The following is an 18,844-nucleotide window of genomic DNA, read 5'->3' on the forward strand; positions in this document are numbered from 1 at the left end:
ATAAAATACAAGATGTAAGGTGCGCCTCAGAGATTCGAGCAGGCCACGGCACGAGGCTGTCGCCTGTCCCCTTTTGGCAAAGGAGCCCCCAATGAACACCGAGATCTTCACCGGCGTCATCCCCGCCCTGATGACCCCCTGCAAAGCCGATCGCACCCCGGACTTTGACGCTCTGGTCCGCAAAGCGCAGGAGCTGATCGCGGCTGGCATGTCGGCGGTGGTCTATTGCGGTTCGATGGGCGACTGGCCGCTCCTGACCGACGCTGAGCGCATGGAAGGCGTGGAACGCCTTGTAAACGCTGGCATTCCGGTCATCGTCGGCACCGGTGCTGTGAACACCAAAATGGCTGTGGCCCATGCGGCTCATGCGCAAAAAGTTGGCGCTGCGGGCCTGATGGTGATCCCGCGCGTCTTGTCGCGTGGCAACTCGCCCACCGCTCAACGCCACCACTTCAAAGCCATCTTGGCCGCCGCTCCTGGCCTGCCGGCGGTGATCTACAACTCGCCCCACTACGGCTTTGAAACCCGCGCAGACCTGTTCTTCGCGCTGCGCGCCGAGCACCCGAACCTCCTTGGCTTCAAGGAATTCGGTGGCGCCAAGGCCATGTCCTATGCCGCTGAGCACATCACCAGCGCCGACAAGGACGTGATCTTGATGGCAGGCGTCGATACCGGCGTTTACCACGGCTATGTGAAATGCGGCGCTACCGGCACCATCACCGGCATCGGCAACTGCATCCCGAAAGAGGTCATCCACTTCGTGGCTCTGGCCAAAGCCGCTGCGGCTGGCGATCTGGACGCGCGCGTCCGGGCTCGTGAGTTGGGCGAAGCACTGGAAGTGCTCTCGACCTGGGACGAAGGCACCGACCTTGTCCTCTACTACAAGTACATGATGGTGCTGCAAGGCGACGCGGAATACAGCGTCCACTTCAACGAAACCGATGCGCTGACCCCGAGCCAAGAAGCCTGGGCCAAGACCCAGTTTGACCAGTTCAAAACTTGGTATGCCGCTTGGGAAAAACTGCCGGGCGCAGTGCAGACCTACCGCTCCTAAGCCTCTCGCGGGCGGCAGGCTCTCCCCCCTTTGTCCGCCCGTCTTGGCTGCTGCATGGCAAATGTCGCGGCCGCAAGGCCCTCGCTTTCACCAAGCGGGGGCCTTTTGTTTGCCCAGTTGGTCGTGATCGCGGGCGGGATAAAATGCGCGATTGACGGCCTAAGCCGGTGCTTCGTCTGGAACATCTCCTTTGATGCCCAGTTCTTTTAGGCATGACGCTAAGGCTTTGGCCCAAGCCAACCCAAAGCGTTTCTCACAAGGCGGATCTGCCGCCGATATTTGGAGAAAGCCAATGGATCACAGCAAACACACCCCCCTTCAGCGCAGCGACTTTAACGAAGCCACTTTGGCCAATGCGCCGATCTACGGCGCCGATGACAGCAAGATCGGTACGATCTCGCATGTGCATGGCGCGGGCGCAGTAACCGAGGTGGTGATTGATGTTGGTGGCTTCCTAGGCATCGGGGCCAAACCTGTTCTGGTCAGCATCGACCAGCTCAACCTGATGCGCGATGAGGATGGCGAGGTGCATGGCCGCACCGCTTGGACCAAAGAGCAGCTTAAAGCCCTGCCCGAGCATCGCCACTGATCGAGCGCCCCGCCAAGACCGAACCCGTGCCTTGGCGGGGCAATCCACGATCTCGCATCACACAGCGCCGCCATATGCCATTTTTGCGCTGTTGCGTCTAAAGCATTGGCTTTGGCAAATCATCTCCCAACTCGGAACCAGACCATCAGGCACACGTTGATGCCACGTTATACGGTTGGTTTATTGCACGCGTAAGGTAGGTTGCCGATGAGCAGTCACACCCCCCTCCTGCCCTTTCTCGCCCGTTTGCGCTCGGCCCGGATTTTGGTTGTCGAGGACGAGCCCTTCATGGCGCGCGATCTTGTGCAGATGCTTGAGCGCCACGGCGCCGAGGTGGTCGGCCCGTTCGATGACCTATGCGAGACCCTCGAAGAGCTAAGTCTGGGCGAGCGCCCTGCGCTTGCCGTGCTGGATTTAAAGGCAGGTGGCCGCACAGCCTTGCGCGTGGCCGAACACCTCGCAGCCGCAGCGATCCCCTTCATCTTTGTCACCGCCAATGAGCATTTGACCCTGCCCGAGGCCTATGCCGAGAGGCCGCGCCTTGAGCGTTCCATCGACATTTGGTGATTATCGCTTATGGGAAGGAGGGCGCGACGCTTATTTCCGGCCAAATCGCCGGTTCAGTCGCGCGAGGTGATCAGGTCTTCGACCTTACTGGCACCGAGGTCTTCCATGATCATATGGCGTGCCCGGTTGATCCGGCTTTTCACCGTACCAATGGCACAGCCACATATCTTGGCCACATCTTGATAGCTCTCGCCGGTCAAAAACACCAAAATCAGCGCCTCGCGGTAAGGTTGCGGCAGGCGATCAATCGCCTCTAGCACCTTATTTCCGGCCATCATCGTGTCATGAGCCGGCGGACAGGTCAGCTGTCCCGAGACGCAATCTTCGGCCCCCACGGGCTCTCTCGCGCGCTTGCTGACACGGGTCAAAAAGGAATTGCGCATGATGGTGAAGAGCCAAGCGCGCAGGTTGGTGCCCGACTGGTAGCTGTTCAGATTGGCCAGCGCTTTCATCAATGTTTCTTGAACAAGATCATCGACTTCGCTGCCGCCCCTCATCAGGTTGCGGGCGTATATGCGCAGGCCGGGGATCATGGCCACCAACTCATCAGCCGTGCCCGACTGCCCCGCAGCACCCGCCGCGCCGGCCTGGTTTGGCGGACGAACACCTTGTGACATCGTTACCCCCTCAACACTTGCAAAGCCAACGCCGGGCCGCGCCGGTGGTTCCCGGCACCGCGCCCCATGCCGCTGACGTTCGCGTGGGGGCTGTGTTAGGCCAAAGGCCCGCCGCCTGCCGCATCAGAGCTATGATTGTGGTGTTCTGAGGCTTCATCCTCCGCAGCCCGCGCGTCCAAAGCCGCGCCCAAGTCGCGCGCCAAAGCTTCCAGACGCGCTGGCACCGGCTCTGCCGCCGCCTTGTCCAGCAAGATCCGCCCAGCCGCATCCAACAACGCTTCAGCGTCCGGATGCGCCAGCCCTGCCGCGCCTTTCGCCGCTTCAAGCCGCGTCGCATCAGCGGCAGGCGATCCCACGGCTTCTAAAGGCTGGTGCGGGCTGATCGTCATATGAGAACCCAAGCTGCACGCCCCTGCGGCGTCCAAAAGGCGTAAAACAATCTTTCCTCTAAAGCAAGAAATCTGCCGCCGCCCGCATGCGCCGCCCCAAGCACGCCCATAACCCAAGACCGGCAAGCGCGCGGGCGGGATCACGCCAATGCGCGCCTGCGCGCTGGAACCTTTGCCCCGGCCTAAAGGTTTCCCCTCTGTCACAGCGCAAATTGCACTGTCGTTTAAGGAGGTTCATCATGGCCCGTCCGCGTTTTGGACAAACCGAAGCCCGCCCTTTGATGGCGGCGATCCCTTCCCTTCTGCCCGCAGGCGGGTTCGCCCTGCGCACAGCACCCGGCCTTGCCTTGGTGCTCTGGGCGGCTCTCGCGGCACCATCGGTGGTTCACGCTCAAGAGGCCACCCCCGCGCCCGCAGAAACGACCACAGAGCCAGCCCCGGCTGTCGCCAATACCCCCACAGAAAACCTTGATTGCGAGGCCGAATTCACCCGCCTTGACACCGATGGCAACGGTTTTGTCAGCGCGACCGAAGCGCCTCGTGATTTGGCGCGGGCGGCGGTGGACGGCACCATGCCTGCGGCCGAGGGCCTCAGCCGTGCGGATTTCGTCAATGTCTGCGCCTCGGAAACTTGGGCAGAGATGACGCCCGAGGAAGGCGCTCCTTTTGAAGGCGCCAACAGCTTCACTGAAGCCCAAGCGCAAGAACGTGCGACGGCCTGGAACGTAACCGGGGTCTCGGCTTTGACGTTGGACGACGCCGGGATTTGGCGCGGCACGGGCATGGTCGATGGCAAACCCGTCTCGGTCGCCGTCGATTACAAAGGCAATGTTGTCACCGCCGCCGCCGAATGATCCGCCCGAACGGCTGATCCCCAATCCCCCAACTGCCGCCTCGTCGGCAAAGGAGATATAAATGGCTATCATCACTCGGGTTTTTGACGATTTCGATATGGCAGAGCGCGCTCGCGCCCATGTCCACAATCTTGGGCTCTCCGATGTGGAGACCTCACTTTTGGGCAATGAGAACCTCCGCGACCGCTATGGTGCGGATCGGTTCGATGCCTCGCAAACCGCTTCGGGCACTGCAACGGGCGCCGGGGTCGGCGCGGTGGCTGGCGGCGGCGCGGGGCTTCTCGCCGGGCTTGGGATGCTTGCCATTCCGGGCATTGGCCCGCTGGTCGCAGCCGGATGGCTCGCTGCCACAGCCGCAGGCGCGGTTGGGGGCGCGATGGTCGGCGGCGCGATCGGGGCCTTGGCCGATATTGGCGTCAGCGAAGAGGAAGCGCCGGTCTTTCATGAGGCCATGCGGCGCGGCAGTGTCGCTTTGACGGTGCGCTTCCCCGACGCCCACCGCCCGCAGATCGAAGCCGCACTTGATCAGGTCGCGACGGCCAACTTCAGCGAATTGCGCAGCCGCTATGAGGCGGAAGGTTGGCGCCACGATCAAGCCGAGGCCGAGCGGCAAGCCCGCTTGCGCGACCCGATGCTGTAACCGCGCAAACCCTGCGGTTCGGCCTTATGGCCGGCCGTCGCTTTGGCTGATGTTGAAAGCCGCGCTTTTACAAGGGCGCGGCTTTTTCTTACAGATCGTGAGGGTTCACGTTGTATAATGCATCCCGCAGACAAGATCAGTTGACCCTACGGCACCTGCATTTTGGTCGGAACCATTTGGGGCAGCCTGTGTTGTGCTATTATGCCTCTGCCGCGTCAAGGACGGCAGACCGGGCTGGGGCTCTCCTCCCCTCAGAGAGTCCGCGGGGTCGCGAAGTCGAACAATCGCTGTTGTAGCACAGTCATTGCTCTAAGACTTTGCGACCCTGCACCCACACTTCACCAATGGCCGCCGCATCCGCCGTGAGCACGATCTTCTCGAGGATCTCTTGGTGCCGCGTGATCTCGGGCCGCACCCGCAGGCCCGAGCGTGGCAGGTTGGCGCGGATCACCAAAGCGTCGAAATAGAACCCTTCGCGCAACTGGCCGATCGGCAAAGACAAAGCCTCACCGCCGCCTGCTGTCGCCAGCCAAAACACCTCAACCGCCGAAAGCGGCGTCTCGTTAGAGCCGCGCTGATCCGGCGAAAGGCCCGGATCGGTGCCTGCGCCCAGATGCCGCGAGCTCATCAGAGCATGCCGCATCCCGTCCAAAAGCGAAGGGCTGAACCCGCCCGAGATATCGGTGCCAAGCCCCGCCTCAACGCCCCTCTCCAAAGCCCGGCGCATCGGGAAAATCGCATTGGCGAAATAGGCATTCGACATCGGGCAATGCGCCACCGCCACCCCGCGTTCGGCCATCAGCCCCATGTCAGGATCGCTGACAAAGTTGCAATGCGCCAGAACCGTGCGCTCGGTCATCAGGCCAAAGCCGTCCAAGGCCTCACAATCCGAACAGCCGAGACGCTGCTCGACATAGCCCTTAGCCCAATCGCTTTCCGAGGCATGGGTCTGCACATGGCAGCCGGTCTCGGCGGCCAATTTGCCCAAGCCTGCAAGAAGTTCATCGGTGCAGCTGGGGATGAAGCGCGGCGTGATCACCGGCAAAACCAAAGGGTTCTCGCCTTGCATCGCGCGCAGCTCGGTGATGAAATCTCGCGTCTCGGCTAAAGCCGTGGCGGCATCCGCATCACGGTAGAACTCGGGGCAAGTGGCCGGATCGTCCATCGCCACCTTGCCCACCAAAGCGCGCTGACCGTGACGCAGGCAAGCCTCGGCCAAGATCAGGTTCGGCGCCTTATGCACGGTGCCGAAGTAAAGCGCCGTGGTGGTGCCTTGCGCCAAAAGGCTGCGGACAAGGTCGTCATAAACCTCGGTCGCGAAAGCGCTGTCTTGATAGCGCACCTCAAGCGGGAAGGTGTATTTTTGCAGCCAGACTTCCAAAGGCTCATCCAGCGCCAAGCCCAGTTGAGGCCATTGCGGCGCATGGATGTGCAGATCGACCAGGCCGGGAATGAGCCAAGTCTCCGGCGCCATCCGGTGCAAAATGCCCGCAGCTTCCGCCTCGGCCACCACCTCATCTTGCCGCGCGCCGGGGGGGATCACCTCGGCAATCCGCCCCGCACTATCTACGACGAAGGCACAATCTTGCAGCACCTCCAGCCCATCGCGGCTGGGGGTATGCAGCGCTGTGCCCAGCACAACGAGAGCGGTTTGCGTCATATCAGGCTCCTTGCGGCGCTTATTGGCTGCCCAAGATGGCCGGGAAAATCCCCGGCATCACCACAAAACCGGGGATCCGTTTGACGCGGTCGGTCCAGCGGCGGATGGCGGGGAAAGGCTCACGCGGGATGCCGCCCTCTTCGGAAAGCATCACGTAAGGGAAGCAGGCGATGTCGGCGATGGTGGGGGCCGCGCCCGGCACCAGCCAATCATGGCCCTCACGCTCATGGAACCACAGATGCTCATCCAGCACAGCGAAAAGCTTATGCGCGCCTTCGCGGGCCGCATCGCCGTCGAAGTCAAAGCCCATGCCATCGGCCAGACGCGCGGCCGAGGCCGTCGCCGTCAAAGCGTCAGCAAAGCCCAGCCATTGCAGGCATTGCCCGGTGCGCGCTGGCGTATCCAGCGGGAACCACTGGCCCGAGGCATCATAGGCGCGCGCAAGATAGGTCAGGATCGCTTGCGATTGCGTCAACCGCAGATCGCCGTCTTCCAAAACCGGCAATTGCCCCAAGGGGTTCACCGCCAGAAATTCAGGCTCACGGTGGCGCTTGCCGGGGAAAAACTCAACGTTCTTGCGCTCATAGTCGAGCCCCAAGATCGCCAGCATCAGCCGCACCTTGTAGCAATTGCCCGAAAGATCGTAATCGTAAAGCCTGATCATCTAGAGATCCAGAATGAGACGGTCGGTTTTGGCCCGCGAAACGCAGGTCATGATCGTAGCGTTCGACGCCTTCTCGGAGGCGTTGAGATAGACATCCTGATGGTCCGGCGTGCCTTCCAGCACCCGCACCTTGCAGGTGCCGCAAGCGCCCTGCCCGCAAGACGAGGCCATTTTGATGCCATTCTCGCGCAGCACTTGCAGGATCGATTTACCGGCAGGCACCTGAAGCGTCACGGCCGAGCGTGCCAGAGCGATCTCAAAGGCCTGGCTGTCATCCAAGGTTTGGGTGTTTTTGAAATACTCAAAATGCACCGAATTGTCGGGCCAGCCCGCCTCTGCCGCGATCTTCAGCGTGGCGTCGAGCATCGGGCCGGGGCCGCAGACATAGACCTGCTTGGCCGGGCCGGGCTGGGCGAGGATGTCGCGAAGCTTCGCCGCCGTTGCTGCCGGATCAAGTCCAAGATGCGGGGTCAGCCTGTCACCCAAAGCCGCAAGGCGGTCTTGGAACGCCAGATGCTCTTGCCCTGCGGCGAAGTAATGCAGCTGGAAGTCCTGTCCATCGCCCGCCAAAGCCGCCGACATCGCCAGAAGCGGTGTCACCCCGATGCCACCGGCGATGAAGATGGTCTGGGCGGCGTCGCGGCGCAGAGTGAAGTTGTTGCGCGGCTCTGAGATCGCCAGCAGATCGCCTTCGCGCAGATGCTCATGGATCGCTTCCGAGCCACCCGTGGATTGGGCTTCACGTTTGACGCCAATGACATAGCGGTCGGTCTCACCCGGTGCATTGACCAGCGAATATTGCCGGACCAGCCCCGAGGGCAAAGCCACATCGATATGCGCGCCGGGCTGGAAGGTGGGCAAAACGCCGCGCAAGGGTTTGAGCTCCAGCGAGACGATGCCATTGGCGACCATCTTCTTGGCTGCGAGAGTGACACGGATTTTGCCCGGACCATCGGCGAGATCGGCCTCAAGCCCCGGCATCTCGGCCAGTTCTTCGCTGACGCGGGCATAGACGGGCGCGATCGGCGCAGGTGCGGGCGCGGCCAAAGCCTCGGCCTCAAGCTGGCGGGTCAAAGCGGTGAGCGCGGTGTTGAGACGGCGCAAGACCACAAGCCCCTGCCCGGCCAAAGCCCCGGTCAGAACGCCACGGATCACCGATTGCCCGGCATCCACAGCTTGGACGTAAAGCTGCAATTGGCTGCTGCCATCGCCAAAGCGCAGATCGCCCTCAGCGGTCAGACCTTCGACGCTCCAAGCCGCCAAAGCCGCCTCAACCGCCGCAGGGACAGCCCGCAAAGGCATGGCGCGCAGGACCAAAGGTGCCTCGGTCAATGCCGGGAAAGCGGGCTCCACCGCATCGAGATGCGTCCAGATCAGCCCTGCAGCCTCTCGCACCGGATAGGTGCGGTTGCAAATGGTGCGCGGCGGCGCATCGGCCGGGTGCGCGGGAATATAGGTGCAGCCCGCGTTGCGGTTGGCATAACGCCAGCCGTGGTATTGGCATATCAGCTCAGTCCCGGTGTTGATCCCGATCGACAGCCGCACGCCGCGATGCAGACAGCGGTTCTCCCAAATATTGACGTAGCCATCATCGGCCCGCCAGATCGCCAGCTCTTGCCCCAAAAGCTTGCCTTGGAAGACATGCCTTGGGATCACATCCTCGCTTGCTGCCACTGGCACCCAGCCGTTGGCCCCGCTCGCCCGTTCGATCGTCATCTTAATCGTCAACTTTCCTTAGGCCGCAGCCGGAATCGTGCCATAGGTCACGCCCTTCGCGGCGAGCCAACGGCGATACATGATCGAGCTTTTGTCGGCCCGAATGGGCGTCTCGGCTCTGGTGTCCAAAGGCAGACGCTTGGGCATCTGGTTCTCCAAGATCGGCTTATCCTGCCCGAAGATATGCAGCTGGAAATGGCTGATGAAATCATCGGCATTCACATCGTCAAGGATGCTCAGCACCATATGCGCACGCAGCTTTTCCGGCCCGATCGGCTGGACAAAAAGCGCAATCACATCAAGGCGCTTTTCGTCCAAGGGGCTGGATTTATATAGCACCGAGCAGGTCGGATGCGGCACTCGGTAGATATATTCAACATCCATGCCTTCGGTGGACACGGTCGAGGCCATCGGCTGATAGAACATGCATTCGGTGGCAATGATCTCCGAGCCATCCTCAGTCAGCCGGACGTTATATTCCTTCACCTCGGTATGCGGCAACTCACCCAAGATACCCGTATGGACGAAAGGGAAATGGCCCATATCAAGGAAATTCTCGACGCCGCGTTGCGCCGAGACATTCACCCCAATCGAGCCTGCAACGATACTGCGGCGATCTGTCTCATGATACTGCGGGATCTCAAAAAGCCCCGACTCAGGCTGACCAAGCGAGGTCCAGAGGCAGGCATATTGCGCCAAAACTGGCAGGGTTCGACCGTCAGCAGTGGTCACCTCAAACCCATCACCCGCACGGCGGTAGCTGAGCTTTTCGCCCATAAGCAAAGTGTTTTTCGCCGTCGGCCCCACATCGGTCAGGCCCGAGATGGCAAACCATTGGTTCAGCATGAAGGGATCAGGCTGCTCTGACATGTCGCATCTCCGGGCGTCTGGTGGGGTGGCGCATTGCATTCCCTTGGACGAAAACTGTCAATCTCAAAGAATGCATTGACAATCTGCGCGACCTATCCGGTAGCTTTACGGTGGTGAAACAACCCAAGCCGCCATGATTTTAAGCCGCAGACCAATCGCTCATGGCCAAGGCTGCGCCGCAGCCTATTCTGCGCGCGGGCCTCGTCTGGCGGCGGTGATGCCAGTACCGCGCCCCTCGGGAAATGACATCAAGGCCAACAGCTTGCCCCCGCTTGACTTGGTCTCATCGGTCGCGGGCTGCGACCGGAGGTGTGAAAATTTAGGCAACTTTAACTGCAGAGCGCAAAGTTTCTCAGCTGACCTTGCGCAGGTGCTTGCACATCCGGCACCGCTGCGTATCGACACCCCATTGCGTGTGATTGCCAATCTGTATGATTCCCTCGCCCGCGGATCTGACAGGCAAAGGCGGGCCAAGTCCTTGTGGGGACTGCTGCCGCTGCACCGCTGCCGGATGCGTCTATAAACCTATGCGGCCTCGACGGCTTTGGCCTTGACGGCTTAAACCTGAACCATAAACAGCCCCCATCGCGGGGATGACAGGAGACAGAAGATGCAAGTCACTCGGAGAAAGTTGCTGCAGGGCACTGCCGCTATGGCGGGCGCCTTCGCCCTGCCCCGCGCCGCATTGGCGCAAGACGTGCTGAAGATTGGTCAGGTCAATGCCTCGCCCGCCGCCGAAATCGGCTGGTCGAAGCAGCATGCCTTGGGCATCGAGGCGATCAAATCGGCGCTTGGCGACAAGGTTGAGATCACCGTGGTCGACAACACCTTCTTGCCGCAAGATGCCGAGCGCGTCTTCCGCGAGCTGGCCTCCAGCGGCCATAAGCTGATGTTCGGCACCAGCTTCTCGCTCGGCCAGCCGATGCAAAAAGTGGCCCCGGCCTTCCCGGATGCCGCCTTTGAGCATTGCTCGGGCATCGTGCATCTCGACAACCTTGGCACCTTCGAGGCCAAATATTACGAAGGCATGTATGTCGCCGGCATCGCGGCGGGCCACATGTCGAAGACCGGCAAACTGGGCTTCGTCGGCGGCTTCCCGATCCCCGATATCGTTGGCCCGGGCAATGCCTTCCTTCTGGGCGCCCGCTCGGTCAACCCGGCGATCACCTGCTCGATCGTCTTCATGAACTCTTGGTTCGATCCGGGCAAAGAGAAAGAAGCCGCCCAAGCTCTGATCGCGCAAGGGGCCGACGTAATCCTTGGCATGACCGACACCGGCGTTTGCGTGCAAGTCGCGCAAGAAGCGGGCGTGTGGTCGGTAGGCTATGCCAGCGACCTGACCTCCTTCGGCCCCGACAGCCAGCTGACCTCGATCGTGCTGGATTGGTCGTCGGAATATGTCGCAGCCGCTGAAGCGGTGCTGGCTGGCACTTGGAAGTCCGAAAGCAACTGGGGCGGCCTGAATGAAGGCGTGGTCACTTTGGCCCCCTTTAACGCTGGAATCCCCGAAGACGTGCGCGCCAAAATGGACGAGGCGGTCGCAGCGATCAAATCGGGCGCGCTGCACCCCTATGGTGGCGAGATCAAGGATGTCGATGGCGCAGTCAAAGTCGCGGCTGGCGAAGTGCTCTCGGACGGTGACATCCGCAGCATGAACTGGCTGGTCGAAGGCATGATCGGTACCTTGGGCTGATGTCCAGCAAGGACCAAACAGCAGCCGGGGCGGAGACGCCCCGGCTTGAGCTGCGTGATATCGGCAAGACCTACCCGGGTGTTGTCGCCAATGATGCGATCTCGCTTTCGGTGGCACCGGGCGAGATCCACGCCATTCTGGGTGAGAACGGCGCCGGAAAATCGACGCTGATGAAGATCATCTACGGTGCGATCCAGCCGGATCGTGGCGAGATCCTTTATGACGGTCAGCGCCTGAGCCATAACTCCCCAGCCCAAGCCCGCGCCTTGGGGATCGAGATGGTCTATCAGCATTTCTCGCTGTTTGAGACCGCGACCGTGGCCGAGAATATCGCTTTGTGCCTACCGGGCCGGATGGAGCTTGCCCAGCTCTCTGCCCGCGTGGGCGAGACGGCGGCGCGCTACGGCCTGAATGTCGACCCGTCGCGAATGGTTGCAGACCTTTCGATGGGCGAACGGCAGCAGGTTGAAATCCTGCGCTGTTTGATGCGCGACCCGCGGCTTTTGATTTTGGATGAGCCCACTTCGGTGCTGGCCCCACAAGCCGTTGAGCAACTTTTCACCGTGCTGCGCAAGATCGCTGAGGGCGGTTGCAGCATCATCTATATCAGCCATAAATTGGACGAAGTGCGCGCGCTTTGCCAAAGCGCAACCGTGCTGCGGGGCGGGCGCGTCACCGGCACCGCTGATCCGCGTCAAGCCTCGGCGCATGATCTGGCTGTGATGATGATCGGCGGCGATCTGCCCGTGACCGAACATCCCCCCGCTGTGCTGAGCGTTGAGCCTTTGCTGATAGTCCGCAACCTTTCCGGCCGCCCCTTGGGTGATCAGGGCCGGGCGCTGTCCGACATCTCCCTTGACCTTTACGGCGGCGAGATCGTTGGTATTGCAGGCATTTCTGGCAATGGTCAGGCCGAACTGGCCGCTTGCCTCTCGGGCGAAGCCACCGATCTTGGCGCGCAGATGCAGCTTCTTGGCCAGCCAATGCCCGCCCGCGCCGATGCCCGCCGCCGTCTGGGGCTGGCCTATGTGCCCGAAGAGCGTCTGGGCCGCGGAGCCGTGCCGGGCCATACGCTGACGCAGAACACCATCCTCACTGGCTTTACCGCCGGACTGATCCGTCGCGGCATGGTGCGCTACGCCGAGGCCCGCGCCCGCGCTGCCGCCATCATCCAAGGCTTCTCGGTCAAAGCCGAAAGCCCGGCGGCCTTGGCCTCCAGCCTCTCGGGCGGCAATTTGCAAAAGTTCATCCTTGGCCGGGAATTGGCCTTGGACCCGAAAGTCTTGATCGTGGCGCAGCCGACTTGGGGCGTCGATGTGGGCGCATCGGCCTTCATCCGGCAACGCATCATCGACCAAAGCCGCAAAGGCGCGGCCGTATTGGTCTTCTCCGAAGAATTGGAAGAGCTGATCGAGATTTGCGATCGGATTCACGTTCTGTCTGAGGGCAAACTCTCTCCTTCCATTCCAAGAGCCGAATCCACAAAGGCGCTGCTTGGCAGCTATATGACCGGCAGAGGTGATCCCCTTGCCACCAAGGAGGCGCCGTGATGGCTTTGCGCATTGAACCGCGCCGCAATGTGACGACCATGACCCGGCTGCTGGCTCCGGTCACCGCCGTTGTCCTGACGCTGCTCTTCGGCGCCAGCCTGTTTTGGGCCTTGGGCTTTGAACCGCTGACCACGCTTTACGCCTTTTTTATCGGGCCGGTGACCACTCTCTACGGCATCAGTGAACTTTTGGTTAAAGCCGTCCCGCTGATCATCATCGCCTGCGGCTTGGCGGTCGGTTTCCGCGCCAATATCTGGAACATCGGCGCCGAAGGCCAGCTAATCATGGGCGCAATCGGCGCTGCCGGAGTCGGCCTTTTCGCCCCCGCCGGACTGGGTATGCTCTTGCTTCCCTTGATGTTCTTGGCTGCCATGCTGGCCGGCATGGCATGGGCTGGCATCGCCGCCCTTCTGCGCGCGCGCTTCAGCACCAATGAGATCCTTGTGACCTTGATGCTGACCTATATCGCCGGATTCATCCTGTCTTGGCTGGTGCGCGGGCCTTGGCGCGACCCGATGGGCTTCAACTTCCCGCAAACCGCGCTGATGCCAGCGGACGGCATGCTCACCCCGCTCGACCCGCGTTTCCGCGTCACCGCCTCGGTCTTCTTCGCGCTTTTGGCCGTGGGCCTTCTGTGGATCTTCATCGCCAAATCCTTTGCCGGATACCGTCTGGCCGTCGGCGGTGCCGCCCCACGTGCGGCGGGTTATGTTGGATTTTCCGAAAAATCGGCGATTTGGACCGGACTTCTGACCGGGGGCGCTGCCGCCGGTATTGCCGGATTTTATGAGGTGGCAGGCCCACTTGGCCAAATCTCCGCCGTCATCTCCCCCGGCTATGGCTTCACCGCGATCATCGTGGCCTTCATCGGCCGCCTCCACCCTGTTGGCATCCTCTTGGGTGGCCTCTTCCTCGCGCTCACCTATGTCGGCGGTGAGGCGGTGCAGGTCTCTTACGGCATCCCGGCCCATATCACCCGCGTCTTCCAAGGCCTGCTCCTTTTCTTCCTTTTGGCCAGCGAGTTCTTCACCTCTTGGCGCATTATCCGCAGCGGAGGGCCCGTCTGATGGAGCTTTGGATTGCGATCTTCGCGGGCACGATGACGGCCGCCACACCGCTTTTGCTGGCGGCTCTGGGCGAGGTGGTGGTCGAGAAATCCGGTGTTCTGAACCTTGGGATCGAGGGGATGATGCTGATCGGCGCTGCTGTGGCCTTTTGGCTCGCGATCAGCGGTTGGGGCCTGCCTGCAGCTTTCGTCGGAGGCGCGCTGGCGGGGCTTCTGTCCTCGGCGCTTTTTGCGGCGCTTGCGCTTCTTTTCATGGCCAATCAATCGGCAAGCGGGCTTGCCTTGGCGATCTTTGGCACCGGGCTTTCAGCGATGATCGGTATGGGCTTTGGCAGCCAGCCGGTGGCCACTCTGAAGGCGCTCGATCTGGGGGGCCTCAGCGATCTGCCGCTGATCGGACCGCTGCTTTTCAGCTTTGATCCAATGGTTTACCTGACCTTGGCCACTGTGCCTGCCGTCTGGTGGTTCCTGACCCGCACCAAATCCGGGCTGATCTTGCGCATGGTGGGCGAGTCGCCCGAGAACGCCCATGCCATCGGCTATCCGGTGCTGAAAATCCGCCTTGCCGCGATCCTTTTCGGAGGCGCTATGGCAGGTCTTGCCGGCGCCTATCTCTCGGTCGCTTACGTTGGCATCTGGGTTGAGAATATGACCGCCGGTCGCGGCTGGATCGCGCTCTCGCTGGTGGTCTTTGCAGCTTGGAGGCCCTGGCGCGCACTGGCCGGGGCAGTGCTCTTTGGCGGCTTCACCATTCTGCAACTGCATGGCCAAATCTTGGGCCTGCCGCTGCCGTCCGAGGCGCTCTCGGCCCTGCCCTATCTGGCGACGATCATCGTTCTGGTGGCGATCTCGCAGGGCCGCAAGCGGCGGCTGGATGTGCCCGCCTCGCTGGCCCGGCCTTACCGGCCGGGCGCGTAAGCGCTTTTAATCACGCGCCTTTTCGTCAAGCGGCGGGAAGGCGCGCTTCGGCCAAACCGGCATACCAGCTGCACCCGAAGGGCAAGGCCGCATCATCAAAATCATAAGCCGCGTGATGCAGCATTGCGGTGTCGCCATTGCCAAGGAAGATATAGGCGCCGGGACGTTCATTCAGCATATAGCTGAAATCCTCGGCCGCCATCATCGGCTGGTTCACCTCCACCTCTCGGCCCGAGACCTGACGCGCGACCTCACCGGCGAAACCGGCGTTGGCGGCGTGGTTGATCGTCACCGGATAGCCCCGGTTCACGGTGAGAAGCGCCTCAGCCCCATGCGTGCGCGCGGTTCCCTCGATCAGCTGGCGAAGTTTTTCCAACGCAAATTCGCGGGTTTGCGGATCAAGCGTCCGCACCGTGCCGCGCATCTGCACCTTCCCGGGGATCACGTTATGGGCATTGCTGTCGCTGCCGATGGTGCAGATCGAGACCACCACATGATCCAAAGGATCGGTGCTGCGGCTGGCAATGCTTTGCGCCGCCAAAATAACATGGGCCGAGATCACCACCGGATCGATGCAATTTTGCGGTTTCGCGGCATGACCGCCTTTGCCAATGATCTCAACGACAAACTCATCCGCCGCCGCCATCATCGCGCCCGGACGGATGGCAAAGCTGCCGACCGGCAGACCGGGAACATTGTGCAGCCCGTAAACCTCATCGATCTTCCAACGGGTCAGCAGTCCGTCTTCCACCATCTTGCGCCCACCGGCGCCGCCCTCTTCGGCGGGTTGGAAGATGCAGACCACGGTGCCATCAAAGTTCCGCGTCTCGGCCAAGTATTTGGCGGCCCCTAACAGCATAGCGGTATGGCCATCATGGCCACAGGCATGCATCCTGCCCGGCACCTTCGAGGCATAGGGCGCCCCGGTGATCTCGGTGATCGGCAGCGCATCCATATCGGCACGCAGGCCGATGGTGCGGCCGCTACACGTGGATTTTCCTTTGATAACAACCACAACACCAGAGACCCCAACACCCTCGACCACCTCGTCACAGCCAAAGCTGCGGCAAAGCTCGGCCACACGGGCGGCGGTGCGATGCACCTCATAGAGAAGTTCGGGGTGTTGGTGGAAATCATGCCGCCAAGCGGTGATCTCGGGCAACATTTCGGCAAAACGGTTCTTCACGGGCATATAAGGCTCCCCTTCTGCGCGCAAATTGGACCCGCCGCGCCGGGCTGGCAAGGCCCCTTTCGCGGCGTGGTCCACCGTTGTGCCGTCGCGGCGCCTTAAAGGCTGGGCCCCGGCGCGATCTTTGAGCCATCGTTGAAGCGCGAGAACCGGAACCGGCTAAGATCATGCCCCACAGGACCGCCCGTGACCAGATCCGCCACCACCCGGCCAATCCCCGGCCCAATGCCAAAGCCATGTCCGCTGAGTCCCGTGGCGATGGTCAGCCCGGGGATCGGCGCATGGTCAAGAACCGGTACGACATCAGGCATGGTGTCGATCATCCCCGCCCATGAGGCCTGCAGTTTGGGTCGCCCAAGCCCCGGAAACGCCGCCGCAAAGCCCGTCAGCAAGCGGTCCAGCGCCTTCTGGCTGGGTTTGGGGTTCAGGATGCGGCAGGTCTCAAAGGGCGAGACCTCATCCGCTTTCCAACGCCGCTTGGTGCTCCAAGCATCCGGATAGCCTTGCGGCGCCGCCATGCGGAAGGTCGTGGCGCGAAAGTCGTTCTTCAGCACCGGCAGGAACTTGAACATCGAGGCGAAAGCATCGGGGCCGATGAAGAAATCATGCTCCGAGCCTCCGGGGGCCAAGGTATAGCCCCCGTCGGCGCGGCGGCGGAAGGCGATCTGGCCATCCGCCGCGGCACCGGGATAGATCTCGGGCATCGGCGTGGTGGCGCAGACCGAAGACAGCACCGAAAGTTGCGGGATCTTCACCCCCTCGCGCCCCAAGAAAAGCCGCGACCAAGCGCCCGCAGCGACGACGACCTGATCGCAAGCCACACGTCCTCGCTCGGTCACCACCCCGGCCACCCGGCCCGCCGCCAAATCCAAAGCGCGCACTGCGCAATTTTCGCGCAAGATCACGCCGCGCTCTTCCGCCGCCGCCGCCAAAAGCGGCACTGCGACCCAAGGCTCTGCCCGGCAATCTGATGCAGTAAAAATAGCGCCCTTCCAAGGCTTTGCCGAGTCTTTCAGCATGCCCGACACCTCAGCCGCCGTCATCATACGACTGTCAAGCTGATGCGCCCGCGCATGCTCCATCCATGCTTCAAACGAGTCCATATCTTTGGCCGTATCGCCCAGATACATCACCCCGGTCTGCTGAAAGCCCAAAGCCTCTCCCAATTCGGCGGCAAGGCTTTTCCAGATCGCGAGGCTCTCGATCATGATCGGCAGCTCACCCGGATCTCTGCCCTGCTGGCGGATCCAGCCCCAATTTCGGCTTGATTGCTCAGCCGCGATGCGCCCTTTTTCGCACAAAAGCACGCTGAGGCCCTTTTGGCGTAAAAACCAAGCGGTCATCACGCCCGCGATGCCGCCACCGATCACGGTGACATCGACGCGTGCGGGCAAAGCGCCCGAAAAGCGGACGGGGCGGCTTTCGGTGAAGGGAAAAACTGGGGTCATTGCAGGTGATCCAAAAGGCGTTGCATGAAATGATATCCGGCCTCGAACTGGGCCAACTCAATATACTCGTCAGGCTGATGCGCTTGGGCGATATCCCCGGGGCCGCAGACCACGGCCGAATATCCTTCGGCCTGAAACTGGCCGGCCTCGGTCAAATAAGAGACCACGCCCGAGCTGTTGTGCCCGGTCAGTTGGCAGGCCAAAGCCTCGGCCGAATGGGCGCTGGAAGGCTCGGGCACCAGTGGCGGCACGGCGGTGAAGCGGGTCAGATACACGCCTGCTTCAGGTCGGCGGGCGACCAAAGCGGCGTGCAAAAGCTGCGCCTCAGCAGCAAAAGCGGCTTCCCATGCGCTGGGGTCTTCTCCTGGGATCACCCGCATTTCGACCGAGAAATGGCAGTCGGCGGCGGTGATATTCTCGGCAGTCCCGCCTGCAATCTGGCCAATGTGCAAGGTGGTGAAGGGCGGGTCAAACCGCGCGGCCAAGGGCGTCGGCGGGGTCACCGCCAAGCGGTCATTCTGCGCATTGACCCAAGCGATCAGCCGCGCCGCCTCCATCACCGCGCTCACCCCTTGCGGCATCAACGCGGAATGGATCTCATAGCCCTTCACATGGACATCAAAGCCAGTGCCGGATTTATGGCCGGTGATGACCTGCATCCGCGAAGGCTCACCAATGATGGCGAGCTGCGCCTTGGGCAGCACTCGTCGCATGGTCTGCAGCATCGCAGGCGCGCCAAGGCAGCCGATCTCTTCGTCATATGACAGCGCCAGTTGCAAAGGCCGCGCGATACCGCGCCGCTGCGCCTCAACCAAAGCCCAAGCGGCAAGGGCCACAAAGCCCTTCATATCGCAAGTGCCGCGTCCGTAAAGCCGCCCGTCGCGCTCGCTTACTTGCCACGGGTCAGAAGCCCAGTTCTGCCCATCCACCGGCACCACATCGGAATGCCCCGAAAGGACAATGCCGCCCTCCTGCCAAGGCCCGGCATGGGCCATCAAGGCGGCCTTTTGGCGATCCTCGTTCCAATGCCGGAAGCATTGCACGCCATGCCCCGCCAGATAGGCTTCAAGCCAGTCGATCAGGGCTAGATTGGACACCCGGCTCAGCGTCGGAAATCCGACCAAAACGTCAAGGATCTGACGTGGTGTCAAAATCTCCATCTCGCCCCCCTTTTGCCGCACAGCCTCTGCATCTGCAAAGGACCTGTCAACAACGAAGCCAATCACGGCATAGCGCACACCAAGGCCAAAAGTCGGAGCCTCTGGCGGGGATAGTTAGAGTTCTAAAAGAGCCCCCGCCTTTGCCGTTTTTCAGAATAAGAATATCCCGGTGCGGTCCGAAGGACGGGGGCCGAGCCCCT

18 protein-coding genes are annotated in these 18,844 nt (G+C 61.8%); 9 read left to right on the plus strand and 9 right to left on the minus strand.

What is annotated here, in order from left to right:
* Nucleotides 1-91 precede the first annotated feature (91 nt).
* The 3 genes from Q9295_RS11395 to Q9295_RS11405 all read left to right on the plus strand — a co-directional run bounded on the left by Q9295_RS11395 (nucleotide 92) and on the right by Q9295_RS11405 (nucleotide 2,210).
* Entirely contained in the window at nucleotides 92-1,054 is a 963-nt protein-coding gene (locus Q9295_RS11395; RefSeq protein ID WP_306680698.1) for a dihydrodipicolinate synthase family protein, read from the plus strand.
* 292 nt (nucleotides 1,055-1,346) lie between these two features.
* The gene (locus Q9295_RS11400) at nucleotides 1,347-1,643 is read left to right on the plus strand and encodes a PRC-barrel domain-containing protein (RefSeq protein WP_306680699.1); all 297 of its coding nucleotides are present in this window, start codon (nucleotides 1,347-1,349) and stop codon (nucleotides 1,641-1,643) included.
* A 207-nt stretch (nucleotides 1,644-1,850) separates the two neighbouring features.
* The gene (locus Q9295_RS11405) at nucleotides 1,851-2,210 is read left to right on the plus strand and encodes a response regulator (protein WP_306680700.1); all 360 of its coding nucleotides are present in this window, start codon (nucleotides 1,851-1,853) and stop codon (nucleotides 2,208-2,210) included.
* A 53-nt stretch (nucleotides 2,211-2,263) separates the two neighbouring features.
* On the opposite strand, the gene Q9295_RS11410 is transcribed toward Q9295_RS11405, so the two are convergent.
* Both Q9295_RS11410 and Q9295_RS11415 read right to left on the minus strand, forming a co-directional pair.
* On the minus strand, nucleotides 2,264-2,827 hold the full coding sequence (locus tag Q9295_RS11410) for a sigma-70 family RNA polymerase sigma factor (protein WP_306680701.1): 564 nt from the start codon (nucleotides 2,825-2,827) through the stop codon (nucleotides 2,264-2,266).
* 95 nt (nucleotides 2,828-2,922) lie between these two features.
* Nucleotides 2,923-3,216 carry a hypothetical protein gene (locus Q9295_RS11415; protein ID WP_306680702.1) on the minus strand — a complete coding sequence of 98 codons (294 nt, stop codon included), beginning with the start codon at nucleotides 3,214-3,216 and terminating at the stop codon, nucleotides 2,923-2,925.
* A gap of 239 nt (nucleotides 3,217-3,455) precedes the next feature.
* Between Q9295_RS11415 and Q9295_RS11420 the strand changes: the two genes are divergently transcribed.
* Nucleotides 3,456-4,070, plus strand: a complete 615-nt coding sequence (locus Q9295_RS11420) for a hypothetical protein (RefSeq protein ID WP_306680703.1) — start codon at nucleotides 3,456-3,458, stop codon at nucleotides 4,068-4,070.
* Between the two features lie 61 nt (nucleotides 4,071-4,131).
* Nucleotides 4,132-4,710 (plus strand): hypothetical protein, encoded by a 579-nt coding sequence (locus Q9295_RS11425; RefSeq protein ID WP_306680704.1) that lies wholly within the window; start codon nucleotides 4,132-4,134, stop codon nucleotides 4,708-4,710.
* A gap of 301 nt (nucleotides 4,711-5,011) precedes the next feature.
* Here the strand turns inward: Q9295_RS11425 and guaD are convergent, their stop codons facing one another.
* Genes guaD through Q9295_RS11445 form a run of 4 tightly spaced genes read right to left on the minus strand, consistent with a single transcriptional unit; the run spans nucleotide 5,012 to nucleotide 9,620 of the window.
* Nucleotides 5,012-6,370 carry a guanine deaminase gene (gene guaD, locus Q9295_RS11430; protein WP_306680705.1) on the minus strand — a complete coding sequence of 453 codons (1,359 nt, stop codon included), beginning with the start codon at nucleotides 6,368-6,370 and terminating at the stop codon, nucleotides 5,012-5,014.
* A gap of 19 nt (nucleotides 6,371-6,389) precedes the next feature.
* Nucleotides 6,390-7,034 carry a glutathione S-transferase family protein gene (locus Q9295_RS11435; protein ID WP_306680706.1) on the minus strand — a complete coding sequence of 215 codons (645 nt, stop codon included), beginning with the start codon at nucleotides 7,032-7,034 and terminating at the stop codon, nucleotides 6,390-6,392.
* Entirely contained in the window at nucleotides 7,035-8,750 is a 1,716-nt protein-coding gene (locus tag Q9295_RS11440; RefSeq protein WP_306680707.1) for a Rieske 2Fe-2S domain-containing protein, read from the minus strand.
* Nucleotides 8,751-8,768: 18 nt separating this feature from the next.
* Nucleotides 8,769-9,620 carry an aromatic ring-hydroxylating oxygenase subunit alpha gene (locus tag Q9295_RS11445; protein WP_306680708.1) on the minus strand — a complete coding sequence of 284 codons (852 nt, stop codon included), beginning with the start codon at nucleotides 9,618-9,620 and terminating at the stop codon, nucleotides 8,769-8,771.
* A 610-nt stretch (nucleotides 9,621-10,230) separates the two neighbouring features.
* Between Q9295_RS11445 and Q9295_RS11450 the strand changes: the two genes are divergently transcribed.
* From Q9295_RS11450 to Q9295_RS11465, 4 genes are read left to right on the plus strand one after another with little or no spacing between them, the layout of a single operon-like run.
* Nucleotides 10,231-11,313: a BMP family ABC transporter substrate-binding protein gene (locus Q9295_RS11450; protein WP_306680709.1), complete on the plus strand. Its 1,083-nt coding sequence runs from the start codon at nucleotides 10,231-10,233 to the stop codon at nucleotides 11,311-11,313.
* A complete protein-coding gene (locus Q9295_RS11455) occupies nucleotides 11,313-12,863 on the plus strand; it encodes an ABC transporter ATP-binding protein (protein WP_306680710.1) in 1,551 nt (516 codons plus the stop codon). The genes Q9295_RS11450 and Q9295_RS11455 overlap by 1 nt, the downstream gene beginning before the upstream one ends.
* A complete protein-coding gene (locus tag Q9295_RS11460) occupies nucleotides 12,863-13,930 on the plus strand; it encodes an ABC transporter permease (RefSeq protein WP_306680711.1) in 1,068 nt (355 codons plus the stop codon). Before Q9295_RS11455 ends, Q9295_RS11460 begins: the two co-directional genes overlap by 1 nt.
* Complete coding sequence (locus tag Q9295_RS11465; RefSeq protein WP_306680712.1) at nucleotides 13,930-14,847, plus strand: ABC transporter permease; 918 nt, start codon at nucleotides 13,930-13,932, stop codon at nucleotides 14,845-14,847. The genes Q9295_RS11460 and Q9295_RS11465 overlap by 1 nt, the downstream gene beginning before the upstream one ends.
* 25 nt (nucleotides 14,848-14,872) lie before the next feature.
* On the opposite strand, the gene Q9295_RS11470 is transcribed toward Q9295_RS11465, so the two are convergent.
* The 3 genes from Q9295_RS11470 to argE all read right to left on the minus strand — a co-directional run bounded on the left by Q9295_RS11470 (nucleotide 14,873) and on the right by argE (nucleotide 18,644).
* On the minus strand, nucleotides 14,873-16,039 hold the full coding sequence (locus tag Q9295_RS11470) for a M20 aminoacylase family protein (protein WP_306680713.1): 1,167 nt from the start codon (nucleotides 16,037-16,039) through the stop codon (nucleotides 14,873-14,875).
* Between the two features lie 95 nt (nucleotides 16,040-16,134).
* Entirely contained in the window at nucleotides 16,135-17,484 is a 1,350-nt protein-coding gene (locus Q9295_RS11475; protein WP_306680714.1) for an NAD(P)/FAD-dependent oxidoreductase, read from the minus strand.
* The gene (argE, locus tag Q9295_RS11480; RefSeq protein ID WP_306680715.1) at nucleotides 17,481-18,644 is read right to left on the minus strand and encodes an acetylornithine deacetylase; all 1,164 of its coding nucleotides are present in this window, start codon (nucleotides 18,642-18,644) and stop codon (nucleotides 17,481-17,483) included. Before argE ends, Q9295_RS11475 begins: the two co-directional genes overlap by 4 nt.
* Between the last annotated feature and the right edge of the window lie 200 nt (nucleotides 18,645-18,844).

Origin of the sequence: Pseudogemmobacter lacusdianii, assembly GCF_030848395.1 — a bacterium.
GTDB lineage: Bacteria > Pseudomonadota > Alphaproteobacteria > Rhodobacterales > Rhodobacteraceae > Pseudogemmobacter > Pseudogemmobacter lacusdianii.